Annotated in this window: 10 protein-coding genes; 9 read left to right on the top strand and 1 reads right to left on the bottom strand. The window is 44.0% G+C overall.

Going from position 1 to position 17,524, the window contains the following annotated elements; translation table 11 throughout:
• Nucleotides 1-94 precede the first annotated feature (94 nt).
• Together DC345_RS18875 and DC345_RS18870 are read left to right on the top strand one after the other, a co-directional pair.
• Complete coding sequence (locus DC345_RS18875) at nt 95-1,402, top strand: NtaA/DmoA family FMN-dependent monooxygenase (RefSeq protein WP_113054376.1); 1,308 nt, start codon at nt 95-97, stop codon at nt 1,400-1,402.
• Nucleotides 1,403-1,434: 32 nt separating this feature from the next.
• Nucleotides 1,435-2,382, top strand: a complete 948-nt coding sequence (locus DC345_RS18870; RefSeq protein ID WP_113054375.1) for an ABC transporter substrate-binding protein — start codon at nt 1,435-1,437, stop codon at nt 2,380-2,382.
• Between the two features lie 111 nt (nt 2,383-2,493).
• Here DC345_RS18870 and DC345_RS18865 read toward each other — a convergent pair whose 3' ends face one another.
• On the bottom strand, nt 2,494-3,327 hold the full coding sequence (locus tag DC345_RS18865; protein WP_113054374.1) for an AraC family transcriptional regulator: 834 nt from the start codon (nt 3,325-3,327) through the stop codon (nt 2,494-2,496).
• A 227-nt stretch (nt 3,328-3,554) separates the two neighbouring features.
• Here DC345_RS18865 and DC345_RS18860 point away from each other — a divergent pair, with 227 nt between their 5' ends.
• The 7 genes from DC345_RS18860 (at nt 3,555) to DC345_RS18830 (ending at nt 17,502) form a co-directional block, all read left to right on the top strand.
• Nucleotides 3,555-4,913, top strand: coding sequence for a carbohydrate ABC transporter substrate-binding protein (locus DC345_RS18860; protein WP_113054373.1), 1,359 nt, complete (start codon nt 3,555-3,557; stop codon nt 4,911-4,913).
• A gap of 22 nt (nt 4,914-4,935) precedes the next feature.
• A complete protein-coding gene (locus tag DC345_RS18855; protein ID WP_258530723.1) occupies nt 4,936-5,901 on the top strand; it encodes a carbohydrate ABC transporter permease in 966 nt (321 codons plus the stop codon).
• Nucleotides 5,902-5,912: 11 nt separating this feature from the next.
• Nucleotides 5,913-6,806, top strand: a complete 894-nt coding sequence (locus DC345_RS18850; protein ID WP_113054372.1) for a carbohydrate ABC transporter permease — start codon at nt 5,913-5,915, stop codon at nt 6,804-6,806.
• 9 nt (nt 6,807-6,815) lie between these two features.
• Complete coding sequence (locus DC345_RS18845) at nt 6,816-6,995, top strand: DUF6903 family protein (RefSeq protein ID WP_113054549.1); 180 nt, start codon at nt 6,816-6,818, stop codon at nt 6,993-6,995.
• 14 nt (nt 6,996-7,009) lie between these two features.
• Nucleotides 7,010-9,184: a 1,3-beta-galactosyl-N-acetylhexosamine phosphorylase gene (gene gnpA / locus DC345_RS18840; protein ID WP_113054371.1), complete on the top strand. Its 2,175-nt coding sequence runs from the start codon at nt 7,010-7,012 to the stop codon at nt 9,182-9,184.
• A gap of 34 nt (nt 9,185-9,218) precedes the next feature.
• A complete protein-coding gene (locus DC345_RS18835) occupies nt 9,219-16,472 on the top strand; it encodes an endo-alpha-N-acetylgalactosaminidase family protein (RefSeq protein ID WP_181586643.1) in 7,254 nt (2,417 codons plus the stop codon).
• A gap of 103 nt (nt 16,473-16,575) precedes the next feature.
• Nucleotides 16,576-17,502 carry an AraC family transcriptional regulator gene (locus tag DC345_RS18830; protein ID WP_113054369.1) on the top strand — a complete coding sequence of 309 codons (927 nt, stop codon included), beginning with the start codon at nt 16,576-16,578 and terminating at the stop codon, nt 17,500-17,502.
• Nucleotides 17,503-17,524: the final 22 nt, after the last annotated feature.

Raw genomic sequence — 17,524 nt, 5'->3', positions numbered from 1 at the left:
AATGAGAATCATTATTGATAAATGACGCCTGAATATAGAAGGTAGGGCTTTCTTGGCGCACATCAATGATCAGAAATAAGAAAGGTTGGTAGAAATGACTTCAAACAAGCAACTATGTATTGGATTGTCCTTGAATGCAACATGGAATAAAGGTGATGGCTGGCGGCACCCGGATAGTGGAGTGGAGCAGACTGGATCCATTGACTATTATATTCATTGGGCGAAAATGGCGGAGAATTCTAAGCTCGATTTTCTTTTCAGAGCTGATTACCTGTATATTAGCCCGCAGATGTTAGGCGATTCTTCTAATTTCGGCAGCCCAGATCCTACTTTGTTTTTTGCAGCAATAGCTCGTGAAACCAATCGGATCGGACTCGTTACGACCATTTCCACTACGTTTAATCCGCCTTATGTTGTTGCCCGGCAGCTTCAATCCTTGAACTGGCTAAGCAATGGTCGTGCTGGATGGAATATTGTTACTTCTATTGAAGGTGCTGAAAATTTTGGCGATTCACCCATGCCATCACCGGAAGAACGGTATGCAAAGGCAATCGAATTTACGGATGTGGTATGCAAGCTTTGGGATAGTTTTCCGAATGGAGCTATTGTTATTGACCGTGAGTCAGGCATGTTTTCTGATAAGGAAAAAGTGAACGCTATTCATCATTCCGGTGAATTTTTCAATGTAAAAGGTCCGCTTACTTTACCTTCTCATCCATCGGGAACCATTCCGCTGTTTCAAGCTGGGGCTTCGGATATTGGACGGAATTTTGCTTCTTCCGTAGCGGATGCTATTTTTGCGGCCATGCCGGATCTTGAATCGGGTGTGGAATTGCGAAGTAATTTGAGAAAACGAGCTGTAGAACATGGGCGCGATCCGAACACGATTAAAGTTTTGCCAGGTTTATATTTTTTCCTGGCGGATACGCACGAAGAAGCGCTTGAATTACATAAGGCCACTCATGCCCATTTAAGTCTTGAGCGCAGACACGCATCTCTGCAATCGTTGATGGGGCTTGATTTAAGCGGCTTCCCCTTGGAGCAACGCGTAACGGAAGATATGCTTCCTGATCCGGATCAGGCTGTTCGCAGTCGTACACATGCTGAATTGTTGCGCCGATATATTACAAAATACCAGCCTACAGTGAAAGATATTCTGAATCGGCCAGAGGTTGTTGGATCTGCCCATTGGGTATCTGTAGGAACAGTCGAGACCGTAATGAATGATATTATGGAGCGGGTTGAGGCTGGTGCTATTGATGGATTCATCGCCCTGCCGGGAGGTTCAGAAAAATCGATGGAAATATTCTTTGATAAGTTGATTCCTAAACTGGTTGAAAGAGGACTGTTCAGAAGTGAATATACCGGGAAAACATTGCGCGATCATTTAGGGAATTCATAAAACATTGCATTCACATTCATTGGGGAGGACATATGAAAAGACTAACTGGATTGATTTTAACTGTAATTTTACTTGCAGGGGGGATACTGGCTGGATGCTCCGAAACGCCCGTTGCAGTTACTCCTGAGGCGAGCAAGATTGAGGGTGAAGGATGGCCAAGAACCATTGCGGATGCCAGCGATAATGGGGTGGTGCTTGAAAGACGACCAGAGCGTATAGCGGTGCTGCATCCATTGTACTTAGATTACTTTTTTGCTCTGGATACGCCTCCAATCGCATCCATAAGCGCGGCGGAAGCGATGGAGAAGTTTGCTACTTTACAGCCTTACGCCGGGTCTGCTGACATTATTGATTTGGGTAGCGACTCAGCGAATCTGGAAAAGATTATTGAGGCTCAGCCTGATGTGATTGTAACCTTTAAGGGGTCTGTGGATACCATTTATGATGAGTTGAACAAGATTGCTCCAGTCATTTTGATCGACTACACCGATACTTGGGAAAATACAACGATGCTGCTCGCAGAGGTTGTTGGAAAAGAAGAACTTGCAGAACAATTGATTAAGGAAACCCAGGAAATGATAGCAAAAACGAAAGATCAGTTAGGTACTCTTGAGGATAAGACCTTTGCCTTGTTGCGAGTTGATGGAAAAGCCAATTTTAATGCTCAAGGATCTAAAAATACAATGTACTACAATCAAACTGCAGGCTTTGGATTGTTGGCACCGAAGGGATATCCTGAGGGTGGCGAGGCGCTTACGCTGGAGGGGCTATACGACATGAATCCCGATTATATTATTATTCAACATGATATTGACGTTGCAAAGGCAGCCGTGAAGGAAAAGGAATCTTCGAAGGTATGGAACTCACTGGAGGCCGTAAAAAACAACCATGTTCTTATATTTGATAATTCCCTCAATAGTGCGAGTGTCCTGGCTGTCCGTTTGGCCTCAGAGTATTTTCTGAAAATGGCTGAACAATAATGGTTACACAAAAAGTCCGATTGCTGAAACTGAGCGCAATCGGACTTTTTGATGTCAGAAGACAAGTATTTAGTCGCATTCGAAGTTACGTATTTGGCAGTTCATTTGAGTTCATTTTTTGGTCTGAAGGCGATAACCGCTTGGAGTTAGGCCGCAACACCGGCGGAAATTTTGTGAGAAGTAGCTTTGAGAGGAAAAACCAGTGGATTCCGCAACTTGAGCAATGGTAAGATCTGTGGTTTCCAGCAGCTCCTTGCTCGCACGAATCCTGACCTCATTGAGATAATTAATAGGTGACAACCCGTAATATTTAGCGAAAGTATGTGCCAGATAATATTTGCTGATATGCGCCTTTTCCGCAAGAGAGTGGAGCGAGATTTCCTCAGCATAGTTCGAGTCGATATGTCGCTTGATCCGGCTGCATATCTTGTCAGCCCTTTGCGTGGTTACAACAGAGAAGGGATGACCAGATCTTCGCATCAAACTAATGATGACAATCTCAAGTAAGTTTTGACAGACGTCCTCATAGTTCTCATTCTTGTTTTCGGTTTCCGAAAGCATAGCGTTGAAATACAACAAGAGTTCATTCCTTTGTTTTGAATAATTGATGATTTCATGATTACGGGTTCCACTTTTCTTTCCAAAATCAAAACTCATCCCCTCAACCCCAAGCACTACATATTCCAAAGGGTCACTGCCAATGGATACTTCAGTATGCTCTACGTTCGGGTTCACAATGACCAGATCGTCCTGCTGCACGGAAAAAATCTCATCCTCTACGATGAAATTTCCTCGTCCACTTCGGACATAAAACAGCTCGGCGAAGCTATGTGAATGACGAATGCTGAACCAATCCCCTTCATAAATGGAAGAGCTAACATAGATTAACTTTGCGGGAATCTCTCCACGTCCCTTACCAGGGAGCCAATAGCGTACATTTCCCATCAGCAATCCGTCCTTTCCTCAATCTCATAAAGTGAACAACAGTTAAACCAATTTCAACGTTTTATGCTCTGAAAAAATTGTTAATTTATAAATTTATTATATTAGCAAGATATATAAAATCAACGACAACATGTATGTAGATATAAAGAGGCCGTTAAGATAAATTAGAAAGGCGAGAAGGATGTAAGCGGTTACGAACAATCAATAAATATAGGGGGAATGGATTTATGAAAAAGATTTTTAGCCTTGCAATCACGGCAGCATTGACTCTTAGCTTGGCAGGCTGCGGCAGCTCTTCTGAAAATGGCTCCGATTCAACAAAGGATTCATCCAACACGAACTCGGCAACGCCTACGGAACAACGTACTCTTAAGCTAGCTGCTTTGGAAACCGCTTACGGAGCTGATGTATGGAAGGAAATTACGGCTGCCTTCGAAAGCGCCAACCCTGGTGTGAAAGTCGAAACGACGATTGACAAAAATATTGAAGATGTCATTGGGCCCAGCATGAAATCTGGTGAGTTTCCTGATGTTATCCATTTGGCCACGGGCCAGCCGAAGGGCTTGACTGAAACCTTTGTAAAGGATAATAACCTAACTGACCTTTCAGATGTGCTGTCCATGACCATACCCGGCGAAAGTGTAACCGTCAAGGATAAGCTCATTCCAGGTTTCACTGATACAACGATCACGAATCCGTATAACGATGGAAAGACCTATCTGATGCCTATGTTCTACAGCCCAACCGGTCTGTTTTATAACGAGGGATTGTTTGAACAAAAAGGTTGGAAAGTTCCTACAACTTGGGACGAAATGTGGGCTCTAGGTGATCAAGCTAAAGCCGAGGGGATTTCACTATTTGCTTATCCGACTTCAGGTTACTTTGACTCTTTCTTCTATGCCTTGCTCAACGAGGTGGGCGGCGCGGATTTCTTCACCAAAGTAACACATTACAACGAGGGCATTTGGCAAAGCCCAGAAGCTCAACAAACCGTCGAACTAATCGGTAAACTGGCTGCTTACACGGAAAAAACGGTTCCCGCAAATGCCAACAAAGATAACTTTACCAAAAACCAACAACTAATTCTGGACAATAAAGCACTCTTCATGCCTAACGGTACTTGGGTCGTTGGCGAAATGAGCAAAGCTCCGCGAGCAGAAGGCTTTAAATGGGGTTTCACAGCTCTTCCGGCAATAAAAGACGGTGGAGACCGTTATTCTTATACTTTCTTCGAACAAATTTGGATTCCTGCCAAAGCGGAAAACGCGGATCTGGCAAAACAATTTATTGCTTATCTTTATTCCGATGAGGCAGCAGCTATCTTTTCAAAGGTTGGCGCGATTCAACCGATCAAAGGTATGTCCGACAAATTGGATGGAGACAACAAGCTTTTCTACAGCATCTATGACAATGGTGCAAAGGCTGCTATGGGTGCATTTGCAACAACAGACCCTGTCGAAGGGGTGAATATATCGGATGCAGTGTTTGCTTCCATTGACTCCCTTGTAACAGGTGCTAAAACACAGCAACAGTGGGTTGAGGGAATCATTAAAGCAAGCGACGCCTTGCGGGGAGCATTGAAATAATAAAGAGGCCGAGGCCTTGATCATGTATCAGGATCATGGTGGGCGGAACTGCGCTGACCACCATGATCTGACCTTTGGGGGGAGAGAGAAAGTCATGGATATGAAAAAAGGAAGAGCACGTTTTATTTTCTTCTGTCTAGCACCTGCCGTCCTCCTTTTTGCAATTTTCTTAATTATTCCTACGATCGATGTCTTTCGGATGTCATTGTACAAGTGGGGCGGCTATACCGATAACAAAACCTTCGTAGGTTTGCAGAATTTCAATAAGCTGTTTCATAGCGACAAGTTTTATCAGACCTTTCAAAACAGTGTTCTGCTCATTGTTCTTGTTACAATCGTGACCTTTGCTCTGGCACTTCTGTATGCATCGATGCTCACACGTGAAAAACTCAAGGGGCAAAACTTTTTACGCGTAATCTTCTATATTCCTAACATTCTGTCTGTGGTTGTCATCAGTGCGATCTTCTCAGCGATTTACGATCCGAACAGCGGGCTTTTGAACTCATTACTAAAGCTGTTTCGCGGGTTACAAGCAGAGCCCGTCCTATGGTTAGGAGATCAGAAAGTGGTTATTTTCAGTCTTGCAGGCGCGATGATCTGGCAGGCGATCGGCTATTACATGGTAATGTACATGGCTAGTATGGCCAACATTCCAGAGAGCTTATATGAATCGGCAGGACTTGAGGGGGCAGGGCGAATGGCTCAGTTTTTCCAGATCACCATCCCGTTAATCTGGACGAACATACGGACGACGCTCACCTTTTTCATCATCAGTACGATTAACATGAGCTTTTTGTTCGTAATGACGATGACAAGCGGCGGTCCCGACGGTGCCACCGAAGTGTTCCTTAGTTATATGTATAAAGAAGCTTATACTAATTCCTCTTATGGCTATGGGATGGCCATCGGTGTAATTGTGTTCCTGTTCTCGTTTGCGCTTGCTGGGATCCTAAACGCAGTTACCAGACGAGAGCATTTGGAATTTTAGGAGGGGATAAGATGAATACAAACAACCGCTCACGTAGAGGTGTTAGCGACAAATTATATAAAGGCTTCATTTACGTTATACTGATCGCTTTAGCCATCCTCATCCTCATCCCAGTTCTATGGGCATTCATGGCCTCGATTAAACAAGATAGTGAGTTTTACGGCAGCCCCTGGGCACTGCCCGCCGGGATGCATCTACAGAACTTTGCAGATGCATGGCTGAAGGCAAAAATGGGTTCTTTTATGCTCAATTCCGTATTGGTGACGGTAATCGCACTGGTGCTTCTGCTTATGGTGGCATTGCCTGCGTCCTATGTGCTTTCTCGTTTTAAATTTAGAGGGAACGGATTCTGGAATATGATGTTTATGGCGGGTTTGTTTATTAATATCAACTATATCATTGTTCCTATCTTTCTGATGCTTAACAACGGCGACAAGATGCTCCGCGGCATTCTGGGGCACCCCATCTTGCTGAACAACCTGTTTATTCTTGCAGTGGTATATGCTGCGATGGCCCTGCCATTCACCATCTATCTCATGTCGGGATATTTTAAATCGCTGCCCAAAGAGTTTGAGGAAGCGGCCTCGGTGGACGGTGCTGGCTATTTCCGTACTATGGTGCAAGTCATCATGCCTATGGCCAAACCCAGCATCGTAACGGTTATTCTGTTCAATTTCCTGTCCTATTGGAACGAATATATCATCTCCATGACACTCCTGACCAAACCCACCCTTAAGACATTGCCTGTCGGCTTAATGAACCTGATGGCAGCGCAAAAATCCGCTGTTCAGTATGGTCAGATGTATGCAGGTCTGGTGCTGGTCATGCTTCCAACCTTGATTATATATATTCTGGTACAAAAAAAGCTAACCCAAGGCATGACAATGGGCGGGCTGAAAGGGTAAGGTGCGATGATGGAAGACTTTACAAAGAATTATTTGCGTAATTTGTTGATGCTGATTGTTTTTATCGTCGGTATTGGATTGGTAATTATCGGCCAAAAGAACATTGGAGCCCCCGGACTGGGTCTGATGTTGCTTGGGCTTGCTATGCTGATTGGTCTGTTGTGGCTATATAACCGAAAATATAAATAGAGGAGTTTTCAACGATGAGTACCAAAAGAGGACGTGTAACGATCCCTACTGATTTAGACGTTATTCCGCAAACCCTGGAGATCATGAAACGCTGGGGAGCCGACGCTGTGCGCGACTGTGATGGAACCGACTTTCCCGCCGAGCTGCGGGATATCGATGCCAAGGTCTATTCCACCTATTATACAACCCGCAAGGATAACGTATGGGCAAATGCCAACCCTGATGAGATTCAACAAATGTATTTGATGACCCCCATTCATACGGCTGAAGGCGATAGCATGTCCATTTCCCTTATGAAGGGGATTTATCCCGACATGCTCAAAGTGAATTGTCGAGATGATATTCAGCGTTGGTGGGAAGTCATCAATCGTACAACCGGCGAGGTTGTTCCGACCGAACAATGGAACTATGACGACAAAATCGGTGATGTGACCATCACAACCCAGCCGTTCCATGACTATACCGTTAGTTTCTTGGCTTATATTATGTGGGATCCGGTTCATATGTACAATGCGGTCACCAATGAATGGAAAGATGTCGAGCATCAAATTACCTTTGATGTTCGTCAACCGAAGACTCGTAAGTACACGATGGAGCGAGTCCGCAATTTTATCGAAGATCATCCTTATGTCAATGTGATTCGGTATACAACCTTTTTCCACCAATTCACCTTGGTTTTTGATGAGCTCGCTCGTGAAAAATATGTGGACTGGTACGGCTATTCAGCCTCAGTAAGTCCTTATATCCTCAAACAGTTTGAGGAAGAGATCGGTTACCGATTCAGACCTGAATTTATTATCGACCAAGGTTACTACAACAACACCTATCGAATTCCTACGAAAGAGTTCCGTGATTTTCAAGCATTCCAGCGCCGTGAAGTGGCGAGGCTTGCCAAAGAAATGGTCGATATTACCCATGAATGCGGTAAGGAGGCCATGATGTTCCTGGGTGATCATTGGATCGGCACAGAGCCTTTCATGGAAGAATTTACATCAATCGGTCTGGATGCCGTAGTTGGCAGTGTAGGTAACGGTTCAACACTAAGACTGATCAGCGACATCCCAGGCGTGCAATATACGGAAGGTCGTTTCTTACCTTACTTTTTCCCGGATACCTTTCATACAGGCGGGGACCCTGTAAAGGAAGCCAAAGTAAATTGGGTCACCGCGCGACGTGCGATTCTCCGCAAACCGATCGATCGGATTGGCTACGGCGGATATCTTAAGCTAGCCCTTGATTTTCCCGAGTTTATTGAATATGTAGAAAGCGTTACGGATGAGTTCCGTACGCTCTATGACAATGTACAGGGAACGACGCCGTATTGCATCAAGTCGGTAGCCGTGCTTAACTGTTGGGGCAAAATGCGGGCCTGGGGCAACCATATGGTCCATCATGCACTTTATTACAAGCAAAATTACAGTTATGCCGGTATTATTGAAGCTCTTTCTGGCGCACCTTTTAATGTAAAATTCATCAGCTTCGACGATATCAAAGAAAACCCTTCCGTCCTGGATGATATTGACGTCATATTAAACGTCGGAGATGCAGATACGGCCTATACGGGCGGAGAATGGTGGCTGGATACGGATATCGTTACCACTGTAAAAAGGTTTGTTTATGAAGGCGGTGGCTTTATCGGTGTTGGCGAACCCACAGCACACCAAGCGAACGGGCGCTTTTTCCAACTGGCCAATATTCTCGGTGTAGAGGAAGAACGCGGTTTTACGTTAGGTTATGACAAATATAACTGGGATGAGCATGAACATTTCATTACGGCAGATTGTAAAACCAATCCGGATGGAAGCAAGGAAATCGACTTTGGAGAAGGCAAAAAAAATATTTTTGCCCTTGAAGGCACTACGATTCTCCGTCAAACGGACAAGGAAGTCCAACTCGCGGTGAACGAATTCGGTGACGGGCGAAGCGTATATATAAGCGGTTTACCATACAGCTTCGAGAACAGCCGCTTGCTGTACCGTGCGATCCTCTGGAGCGCCCGCAGCGATCAGGAGCTGAACAGCTGGTTCAGTGAGAACTATAATGTTGAGGTTCATGCTTATGTGGAAAAGGGCAAATACTGCGTGGTGAATAATACGTATGAGCCACAGGAGACCGTCGTTTACCGCGGTGATGGCTCCAGCTTCTCACTGAAGCTGGATGCCAATGAGATCAAGTGGTACGAAATATAAAAATCCAGCATTCTATTGTAGGAGGAATGATTTGATGCTCAGCAAAAATAATAAAATGATATTCAAATTATGGATTTGGATGATGGTTTTATTGGTTGCTTCAAGTCAGTTGATGGTACTCCCAAGCAATACTGCTCATGCTAATTCAGAAGAACTTGATGATTTGCCGATTGTGTCACAGGAAAAAACGATCGAAAGCATTCCTCCGATTAATGTTGAAACATTCGTTAATGAGCAGCCAGTAATCCCATCAGTAATACAAGCAGTATACAGTGACAGCACTACCGCAGAAGTCATGGTGAGCTGGGATTCAATCGAATCTTCTAACTATGCGCAGGTAGGGACATTTACCGTAAAGGGATCTGTAGAGGGAACGAGTATTAAAGCTGAAGCTGCAGTCACGGTTCTTGAAAAGAGTAAGGAAACAACAGGAAATGTAGATATAGATACATTCCTGGATGAATTAAAAAATAATGTTCCAAGTAGCCAAGAGGTTGTTTCCTACACAAACAACTATCAGTCTATGGAACCGGAAGCCATGACTTTCGTCAAAGGAAATGGAACAACTTCAGTAAACAATGGATTGACAGTAACAATTAACAATCTGGGTGGCAGTGGAGCTATAGCCACATGGGATAAGGCTCCCTGGCTCTCCGGAGGAATCATAGATACAACGATGCGTTATAACAGCACAAATCAAAGCAATATTGGATTTGTTCTAGGATCTAATGATAGTAACCAAGGCGTAGCTATTCGTTATGATGCCGGCACAACATGGGTTATTCAGAGTCCGGATGGTACAAGTAAGTGGGAAACATTTGACGGACCAGAACTAAAAATGGAAACAGATTATCACATTCAGATCGGCTTTCATGGTACGAAGCTTTTGATCATTGTAGACGACGTGACTTATTACAATAAGAATACTGATTTATTGAGTTCGTTATCCGGATTAGGGCAGATCGGGCTGTATAAGCGCTATGCTACAGGAGAGATTGCGATCAAAAGTTTGCGAATTGAAGGTGTGGGGACGAAGGAGAAACCTGCAAACATTGTTAATTATGTTCAAGATTATGAAAACTCCAATTATACACCCCATTGGTCGGGGCTGAAAGCAACGGTCGTGACGGATATTACGGGCAATAAAGTTCTTTCCCTTAAAAAAGGATCTAGCGAAAGAGGTGAGGATCTGGATTCGCCACAAATTCAACAAGGAACTCTTTCGTTAGATTTCAAACTGGTTAATCCGGACAAATTGGTTAGCGGACAAGGATTTGCTTTTGGTTTCAGAATGAATGATTCAGCAAGTATTTTTAATGAACTCGGGGTTGATCCAAGCAGCTGGATACCGGAGTCCAATACGGGCTGGGGAGATAAGCAAGAGATTCCTTATCCGATTCAAGGGCGTTGGAACAATCTCATGTTTAATTTTAATGGTAAGAAAATAACGGTTTTTTTGAATAAAAAGCGGATTGGCGACATTTCGTTTGAACAGTATTCTGAAGCAGCTGGACGTTTCGGACTTCGCATTAGAAGCACTGTAGAGCTACAAATCGACAATGTGCAGTATACGAATCAGATCATTGAACCCAAACAAATTGCACAATACAGTAATGATTTTGAGGATGGAATTAAAGGTACTTGGACTGGTGCTGATTCTACTATTATTACAGAAGGTAGTAATCGGGTATTGAGACTTTCCAATATCAAAGACAATGTAATGAACTTGGATGCACCGTCCTTGCAAAGTGCCACATATATGTTGGATGTGAAGCCAGCAACAACGGATATCGGATTTGTTATAGGCGATGGTGCTATTGTAAAGTATGAGGGCACGAAATGGGTCTTGTTGAATAAGGATGGGACCAGCACTGACTTTGTCATTTCTGATGCAATGGGCTTCAATCCTTTACCTAATACCTGGAACAAAGTTGGACTTCAATACTCTGATCATTCTGTAATATTGAGTATTAATGGCGCTACATTACAGGCCAACTTACCGGCAGGGCAGCAATTCGGGGAAGGGTCTTTTGGGATAGTTGCGCAGAATTACATGTATATTGATAATGTTGTTTTTACTGAAGAATTCCTTGATATGAATACGTCTTCACCACATGCCGGTAAACTGAGATACGAAGAGTATTATGAAGGTGATCCAATCGTGAATTGGGAAGGATTCAAGGATATGCCGCAAGTTGCAAATGGATATTTGCAAGGGATGCTTGATGCTGGGACGGCTGCTGTCAATAAGGATGTAAATCCAGTACCCAACGGCATATATCAAGTGAAAATGCAGACGGATGGAGCTGCGGGGATTACCCTTGGAAATATCGTGATTTACGAGGAAAGTCCGGGGAGTTGGAAATACAAGCTGGAAGGCTGTAATGATGCCTTTGCGATTGGCGCTACTACTACACTTGCTTATGGCAAAGATTACACGCTACGTGTAGAAATGATCGAGAACGAGCTAGGTCTTTACGTGAATGGAATTAGGGTTGGCAGTGTGAATGTAACGGGATATACACCAGGTTCATTTGGCATCTACAATTCTGCGACCCATGCTATTCAAGCCAAGATAGACGCGATCACTGCAGAAGAGGTTCGCGTGTATGCACCAGATTATAATGTGCAGAACTGGGGTCCTCTTGATAACAGTAAACCAGAGGTACTCGCGGGTGGAAACAGCCAAATCCGATTGAACATGCCAGGGGTTTCATTAGCCGTGGATAAGGATAGCCCTAAATTCAATGATCAGCTACTCAATTTTGATTTTAACACGAATGTTTCCGCAGGAGCAGATGGTGGCCGTTATGGTTTTATCGTGAGAGGTTCGGCGGCTGACAAATATGTAGGTGTCGTTCATGATATTAATGGCAAGTGGAAGGTCACAACAAGTAACGGGAATGAGATATCCTTTCCGAATACGTATCAGATGCAAGCAAATACAAATTATCATATTGAGCTTCGTCTGGTGGGAACAACGGTTAGTCTCAACATTACGGGTCCTGATGGCGTAGTTACGGATATGGGTTCAATATCTGAAGAATCGATGGCTGTTATGCCGGGTTGGTTTGGTGTTCGTTCATGGTATGGAACCAAACAAATGACGCTGAGTAACCTCAAAATGGTGGAACTGGAGTCGCTACCTAAGCTGAAGCTGGCGCAAGAAACAGATACGATTGAGAAAGATGGTCTGAGCGTTACCATATATAAGGATTTTCCAGGCATTGTAGAATATCAAGTGGATCATCACACGCTGCAGGCTGACGTGGAGCAAACGAATAGCGTGAAGATTAATAATAAGGATTATGTACCACGTACAGTGTCGAAGAAAGAGAACGCTAGCACATATCAGTACACGATGACTTTTGATGAGATCGGCGTTGTGATTGATGGGCATCTCGAGGCAAAGGCGAACAATGTAGTTCGATTTGAAATGGATAAAATTTCCGACGGCCCGGATTTCTTAGTGCGTTCGATTCAAATGAACAACGCTCTGATCCATGTGAATAGTTCAATGAAAGATGCATCATATGCATGGAGTAAGTCAAACGGGGAGTGGCACGGCGTCTCGGAGGAATTGGTTGACGATATGTCTCTTATGAAGCAAAGCGGTTCAACAGGTGTAACGATGGCTATGGTGAGTGGAGATGGCCTGGCAGCATCGGCAGAGGACAACGTCATGAGTGGTGGCAATAAATTGATAATTACCACAGAGAAAAAAACACTTGTCAATAAAATAACGGTGAAGCCAGGCAGTTGGACGTACCGACATCTTCAAAGTAGTGAAACTGAAGAGTTACCATGGTATGAAGTGGTCGTCACTGGGGAACGCAATAACGACGATAAGACAGATTGGCAGGATGCGGCTGTTGCTTACCGAACGGAAATTTACAATGAGCCATTTGGCGCGCAGGATATGAAGAACAATATGATGTACATTGCCTTCAACTTTGCCAGCCAAGCCAATGATCCGTTCTTGAACAGTTTGGATACGGGAAAAGTTCTATATAATTTTACAGATGGTTTTGGACAGATGATTCTGCATAAGGGGTATCAGGCGGAGGGGCATGATGATGATATTCCTTCCTACTCCAATATTGGTGTAAGACAAGGTGGATTGGATGATTTCAATTATTTGATCGATGAGGGGGATAAGTACAACCTTCACGTCGGCGTACATCTGAATGCAACCGAATACCATCTTGATGCCAACGAATTGGATTATTCCAATCTAACTGGGGCTACAGCTAATGGACCGAAGTTAGACAGATTATCCAAAGGTTGGGATTGGATCGATACGGCTTATTATGTAGATCAAACGAAGGATGTCCTGAGTGGTGAACTGAAATCACGGTTAACCAATCTGTATAATCTCACCAAGGACGCCAATAACCCTAAAGATCCTGCGTTGGATTTCTATTATGTAGACGTGTATACCGGCAATGACTACAATGCCTATAAATTGTTGCAATATGCCAATGGACTTGGAGTCAAAGTAGGAACAGAATTCTCCGGTCCGATAGAACCGGGTGTGGATTTCGTTCACTGGGGTCCGGATTTGGGATATCCCAATAAAGGCAACAAGAGTATCCTTTCTAGAATGGTGAAGAACAATCTCGATATTTTTGTGGGGAACGCCTTATTTAAAGGACAAAAAATCCCTGGTGTGACCACTTGGGGGGATTCTAAGCCAGACATACAGCAGGGTGTAACGGTGTTCTTCAATGAAGTATTGCCGACGAAGTATATGCAGCATTTCGGTGTGCTGAAATATGAAGAAGACCAAGTAACTTTTGATCATGATGTCGTCTCTAAGAGAAATAAATCCACCGGTATGATAGAGCTTACCAAAAATGGCAAGCTGATCTCCTCTTGGAAAGATACCGGGACAACTACCGATGAATCAGTGCGCCATACAGGAGAGGCTAACTCGTTAATTCCATGGGTTTGGGATATCAAAGCTAATCAAACCTTGGGTGTTAACGATGGTGCGAAGTTGTATCATTGGAACACAACAGGTAACACGACCACCTGGCAGTTGACGGATGAATTTAAAGATGTGAAGCAGTTTAATATGTACGAATTGACCCAACAAGGTAAAGTTCTAGTGGATACGCTGGTCGCCCGGAATGAATCTCTTACGATTACGAAGGCAAAGAAAAATACGCCTTATGTATTGTATCCAGCATCTGCTGATGCCCTGACTTTGGTGCCTAATGCAGGGAACTGGGGAGAAGGCAGTTTGATCAAGGATTTTGCCTTCAATTCAGAGAAGTTCAATGTTCCCGGTTCATGGATAGTCGATGATCCAGCAAACATTACAATCAAGACTGTTCAAGGGGATACAGAATACGATATCACTAAAGAAATGAACAAATCGAATTGGAACAGATACGCAGAGGTCGGCAGTGATTCAGGTGTAATCTCACAGGAGATTAACGGATTGCAGCCTGGTCAGGATTACACTGTCGGAGTGTGGACACAGACTGAGAAAGGGAGAAAATCCTCACTTCAGGTCACGGTTAATGGTCAAACCTATTCCAATGATGTGACAGGTCAAGATGGCATCCATAAATCCTCCTTTAAGTACGTGGACACCAAGTGGCAAAGAATGAATGTGGAATTCAAGGTTCCGGTAGGCATTCATTCCGCGACAGTTAAACTTGTTGCTGATCCGGGAGCGGGTACTGTTCAATTTGATGATGTGCGAATTTGGAAGCATACAACTGTAGAGAAGGACCCTGCAAATAAGGGCTACGTTGTATATGAGGATTTTGAAAATGTATATGAAGGCTGGGGGCCTTTTGAATACGGTGGTGGGGATAGAAAAATTCATATAGCAACCGATCAGAGCAATAAACAGGATAACAATCCCGTTGTATCCGCATCTGAGAACAAAGTTGGTCCTGTAATGACCTGGGTTCTGGATGGGGAGAATTCGTTGAAAGTTAATGAAACCGATGTTGGTAAATTAATAAAAACGAATGAATCCAGCGTGAAAATGGAACCAAACACAGAATATGACTTAGGCTTTATTTACACCTTAGAAAAGTATGCTGGTTATGAGGTTTCTGTACAATCACGCTCCACTGGTGAAATTGTGCTGAAGGAAGCACTGAGCACGCTACCTAATCCGGGTAATAAAGCGGGTGAAGACGGGGGTTATATTCGCTTCCAGAAAAAATTCATAACTGGTGCTCAACATGATTACCAAGTTATTTTCAAAATGGTATCCAAAGGTGCTGGAAACCCTACTTCTGATTACGCCTTCATTCTCGATGATTTCTACATTAAAGAAAAATTAGCAGTTAGCATCGTATCCATTGAGAACGTACAGGTTGAAACGGAAGCTGGATCGAGACCGATATTGCCTTCGCAAGTGACTGTGACATTGAGTAATGATACGGCGGAGAATGCTACCGTTGTATGGGAAGCGATTGATCCTTCCCTTTATGCACAGGCAGGTAGTTTTCAGGTGAAAGGCGCGGTCAATGGGACGGACATTAAAGCGATTGCGACTGTCAAAGTAAAAGCGAAGGACAGCAGTAATCCGGGTACAAATCCAGGAACAGGAACAAACCCAGGATCAAACCCAGACATCGGATCAAATCCAAGCACAGGTACGAAACCCGAAACCCAGCCTAATCCTGGTACAGGAACAAATAATGGGTCTGATCAGGATAACCAAACTGGAACTAAGCCGGATACGGGTAATACCAAACCCAAAGCATTTCTCGATACGGTTGGTCACTGGGCAAACAAGGAAATTGAAGCTCTTGTAAGCAAAGGGATTATCAAGGGAATGAATGATCAGAAATTTGCTCCAGATCTGACGATAAACCGTTCTGAAATCGCAGCGATGTTAACTCGAGCATTGGGTCTTAAGGTTAATGGGTCATCATCATTTAAAGACGTAACAGAAGATAAGTGGTATAAGGATGATGTTCGTGCTGTGGCGAATGCAGGTTTGTTTAAGGGCTATGCGGGTAATTTATTTGAACCTATGAAACCCTTAAGCCGTGAAGAAATGGCCGTTATTATAGTAAGAACGCTTGAGATGAAAGGGAGATTGCCAGAAGCCTCCAATACAACACAAATGGTACTGTCTAAGTACAAAGATGCGGATAAGGCAGGAATTTGGTCCAGGGAAGCATTAGCGATTTGCATTGAGCTTGGTTTCATTCAAGGAACACCGGATCACAAACTTAATCCGAAACGTAATCTGACCCGGGCTGAGGCAGCTGTTTTATTGAGCAGATTATTAACGTATTGCCAAACGGACTAATCTGATTTACCTAGTTGAAACATATTCAAAAAGGCAGACCGACTTTCGGTTTGCCTTTTTGTTATGCAAACGTATAATGAGAGCTTGAAGGGAGAGAAACGCCATGACCATCGAAGCCAGCTTCCGCCGGGCCAATCAAATATGCAATCGTTATATTACAAAAGTGGAGCAAACAGGGCTTTCATTGTCCATATTATATTGGGGATTCATGCCCGATCATTTCGACAATGCCTTCCACCGGCATTCCTTTTTTGAGGCTTGTTATGTGGTAGACGGTGAAGGAAGCTACATAGAACAAAACGAGCATTATGCTTTAAATAAAGGAACAGCATTTCTATCTCTTCCAGGTGTATGGCATCAAATTCGCAGCCAGACCGGACTGACACTTTCTTATGTGGCTTTCGAACTGGATGAAGCCCACACAGATGTTTATTATACTGAATCCTTTCGTCGTCTTGCCGAGCTTGGGCAAAGCGTAGCGCAGCAAGCGGACCTTACGCCAACTGGCCATTTATGGCAAGCGCTCATTACTTCTTTCGACCAGCCTGGGGCAACTCTTCCTCTTGCTGTAAAGCAAATTTCCGCTTCTCTGCTGTTATCCATAGCAGATTTGCACGTTCCGACTCGAACAGATTCGGCCGACACGGGAGAGCAGCCCATGGAACCAAATACCTTGTTCCGACAGGCCAAACGATACATTGATGATAATCTGGTCAATGAGCTTACACTTATGACGGTATCAAGGCACCTCCACATTTCGTCCCGCCACCTGACCCGGTTGTTTCAGGAAAATCTGGGGCAGTCCTTTGTCCACTATATTCAGGAACGACGCGTGCAGCAAGCCACCTGGCTCCTGTTAAATGAACAGACACCAATTAAAGATATCGCAATCCAGTGCGGGTTCCAATCCGTGCATTATTTTACCCGGATCTTCACCCGCGAGCTTGGTGTTTCTCCGGCCAAATTCCGACGCAATCAGTTTGCCGAAGGCCGCTCTGGCAAAATGCATTACCCACCCCGCATGTCCTGATTGTACAAAAACACAGCTTGAT

Source organism: Paenibacillus taichungensis (assembly GCF_003287275.1).
Lineage (GTDB): Bacteria > Bacillota > Bacilli > Paenibacillales > Paenibacillaceae > Paenibacillus > Paenibacillus taichungensis_A.
This window is presented reverse-complemented; position numbering and strand designations above follow the sequence as displayed.

Excerpts from the sequence above, each read along its gene's own strand:
- DC345_RS18845 (WP_113054549.1), top strand. The coding sequence starts at position 6,816 with ATGGAAGACTTTACAAAGAATTATTTGCGTAATTTGTTGATGCTGATT.
- DC345_RS18830 (WP_113054369.1), top strand. The coding sequence starts at position 16,576 with ATGACCATCGAAGCCAGCTTCCGCCGGGCCAATCAAATATGCAATCGT.
- DC345_RS18835 (WP_181586643.1), top strand. The coding sequence starts at position 9,219 with ATGCTCAGCAAAAATAATAAAATGATATTCAAATTATGGATTTGGATG.
- DC345_RS18870 (WP_113054375.1), top strand. The coding sequence starts at position 1,435 with ATGAAAAGACTAACTGGATTGATTTTAACTGTAATTTTACTTGCAGGG.
- DC345_RS18875 (WP_113054376.1), top strand. The coding sequence starts at position 95 with ATGACTTCAAACAAGCAACTATGTATTGGATTGTCCTTGAATGCAACA.
- DC345_RS18865 (WP_113054374.1), bottom strand. The coding sequence starts at position 3,327 with ATGGGAAATGTACGCTATTGGCTCCCTGGTAAGGGACGTGGAGAGATT.
- DC345_RS18860 (WP_113054373.1), top strand. The coding sequence starts at position 3,555 with ATGAAAAAGATTTTTAGCCTTGCAATCACGGCAGCATTGACTCTTAGC.
- DC345_RS18850 (WP_113054372.1), top strand. The coding sequence starts at position 5,913 with ATGAATACAAACAACCGCTCACGTAGAGGTGTTAGCGACAAATTATAT.
- DC345_RS18855 (WP_258530723.1), top strand. The coding sequence starts at position 4,936 with ATGTATCAGGATCATGGTGGGCGGAACTGCGCTGACCACCATGATCTG.
- gnpA (WP_113054371.1), top strand. The coding sequence starts at position 7,010 with ATGAGTACCAAAAGAGGACGTGTAACGATCCCTACTGATTTAGACGTT.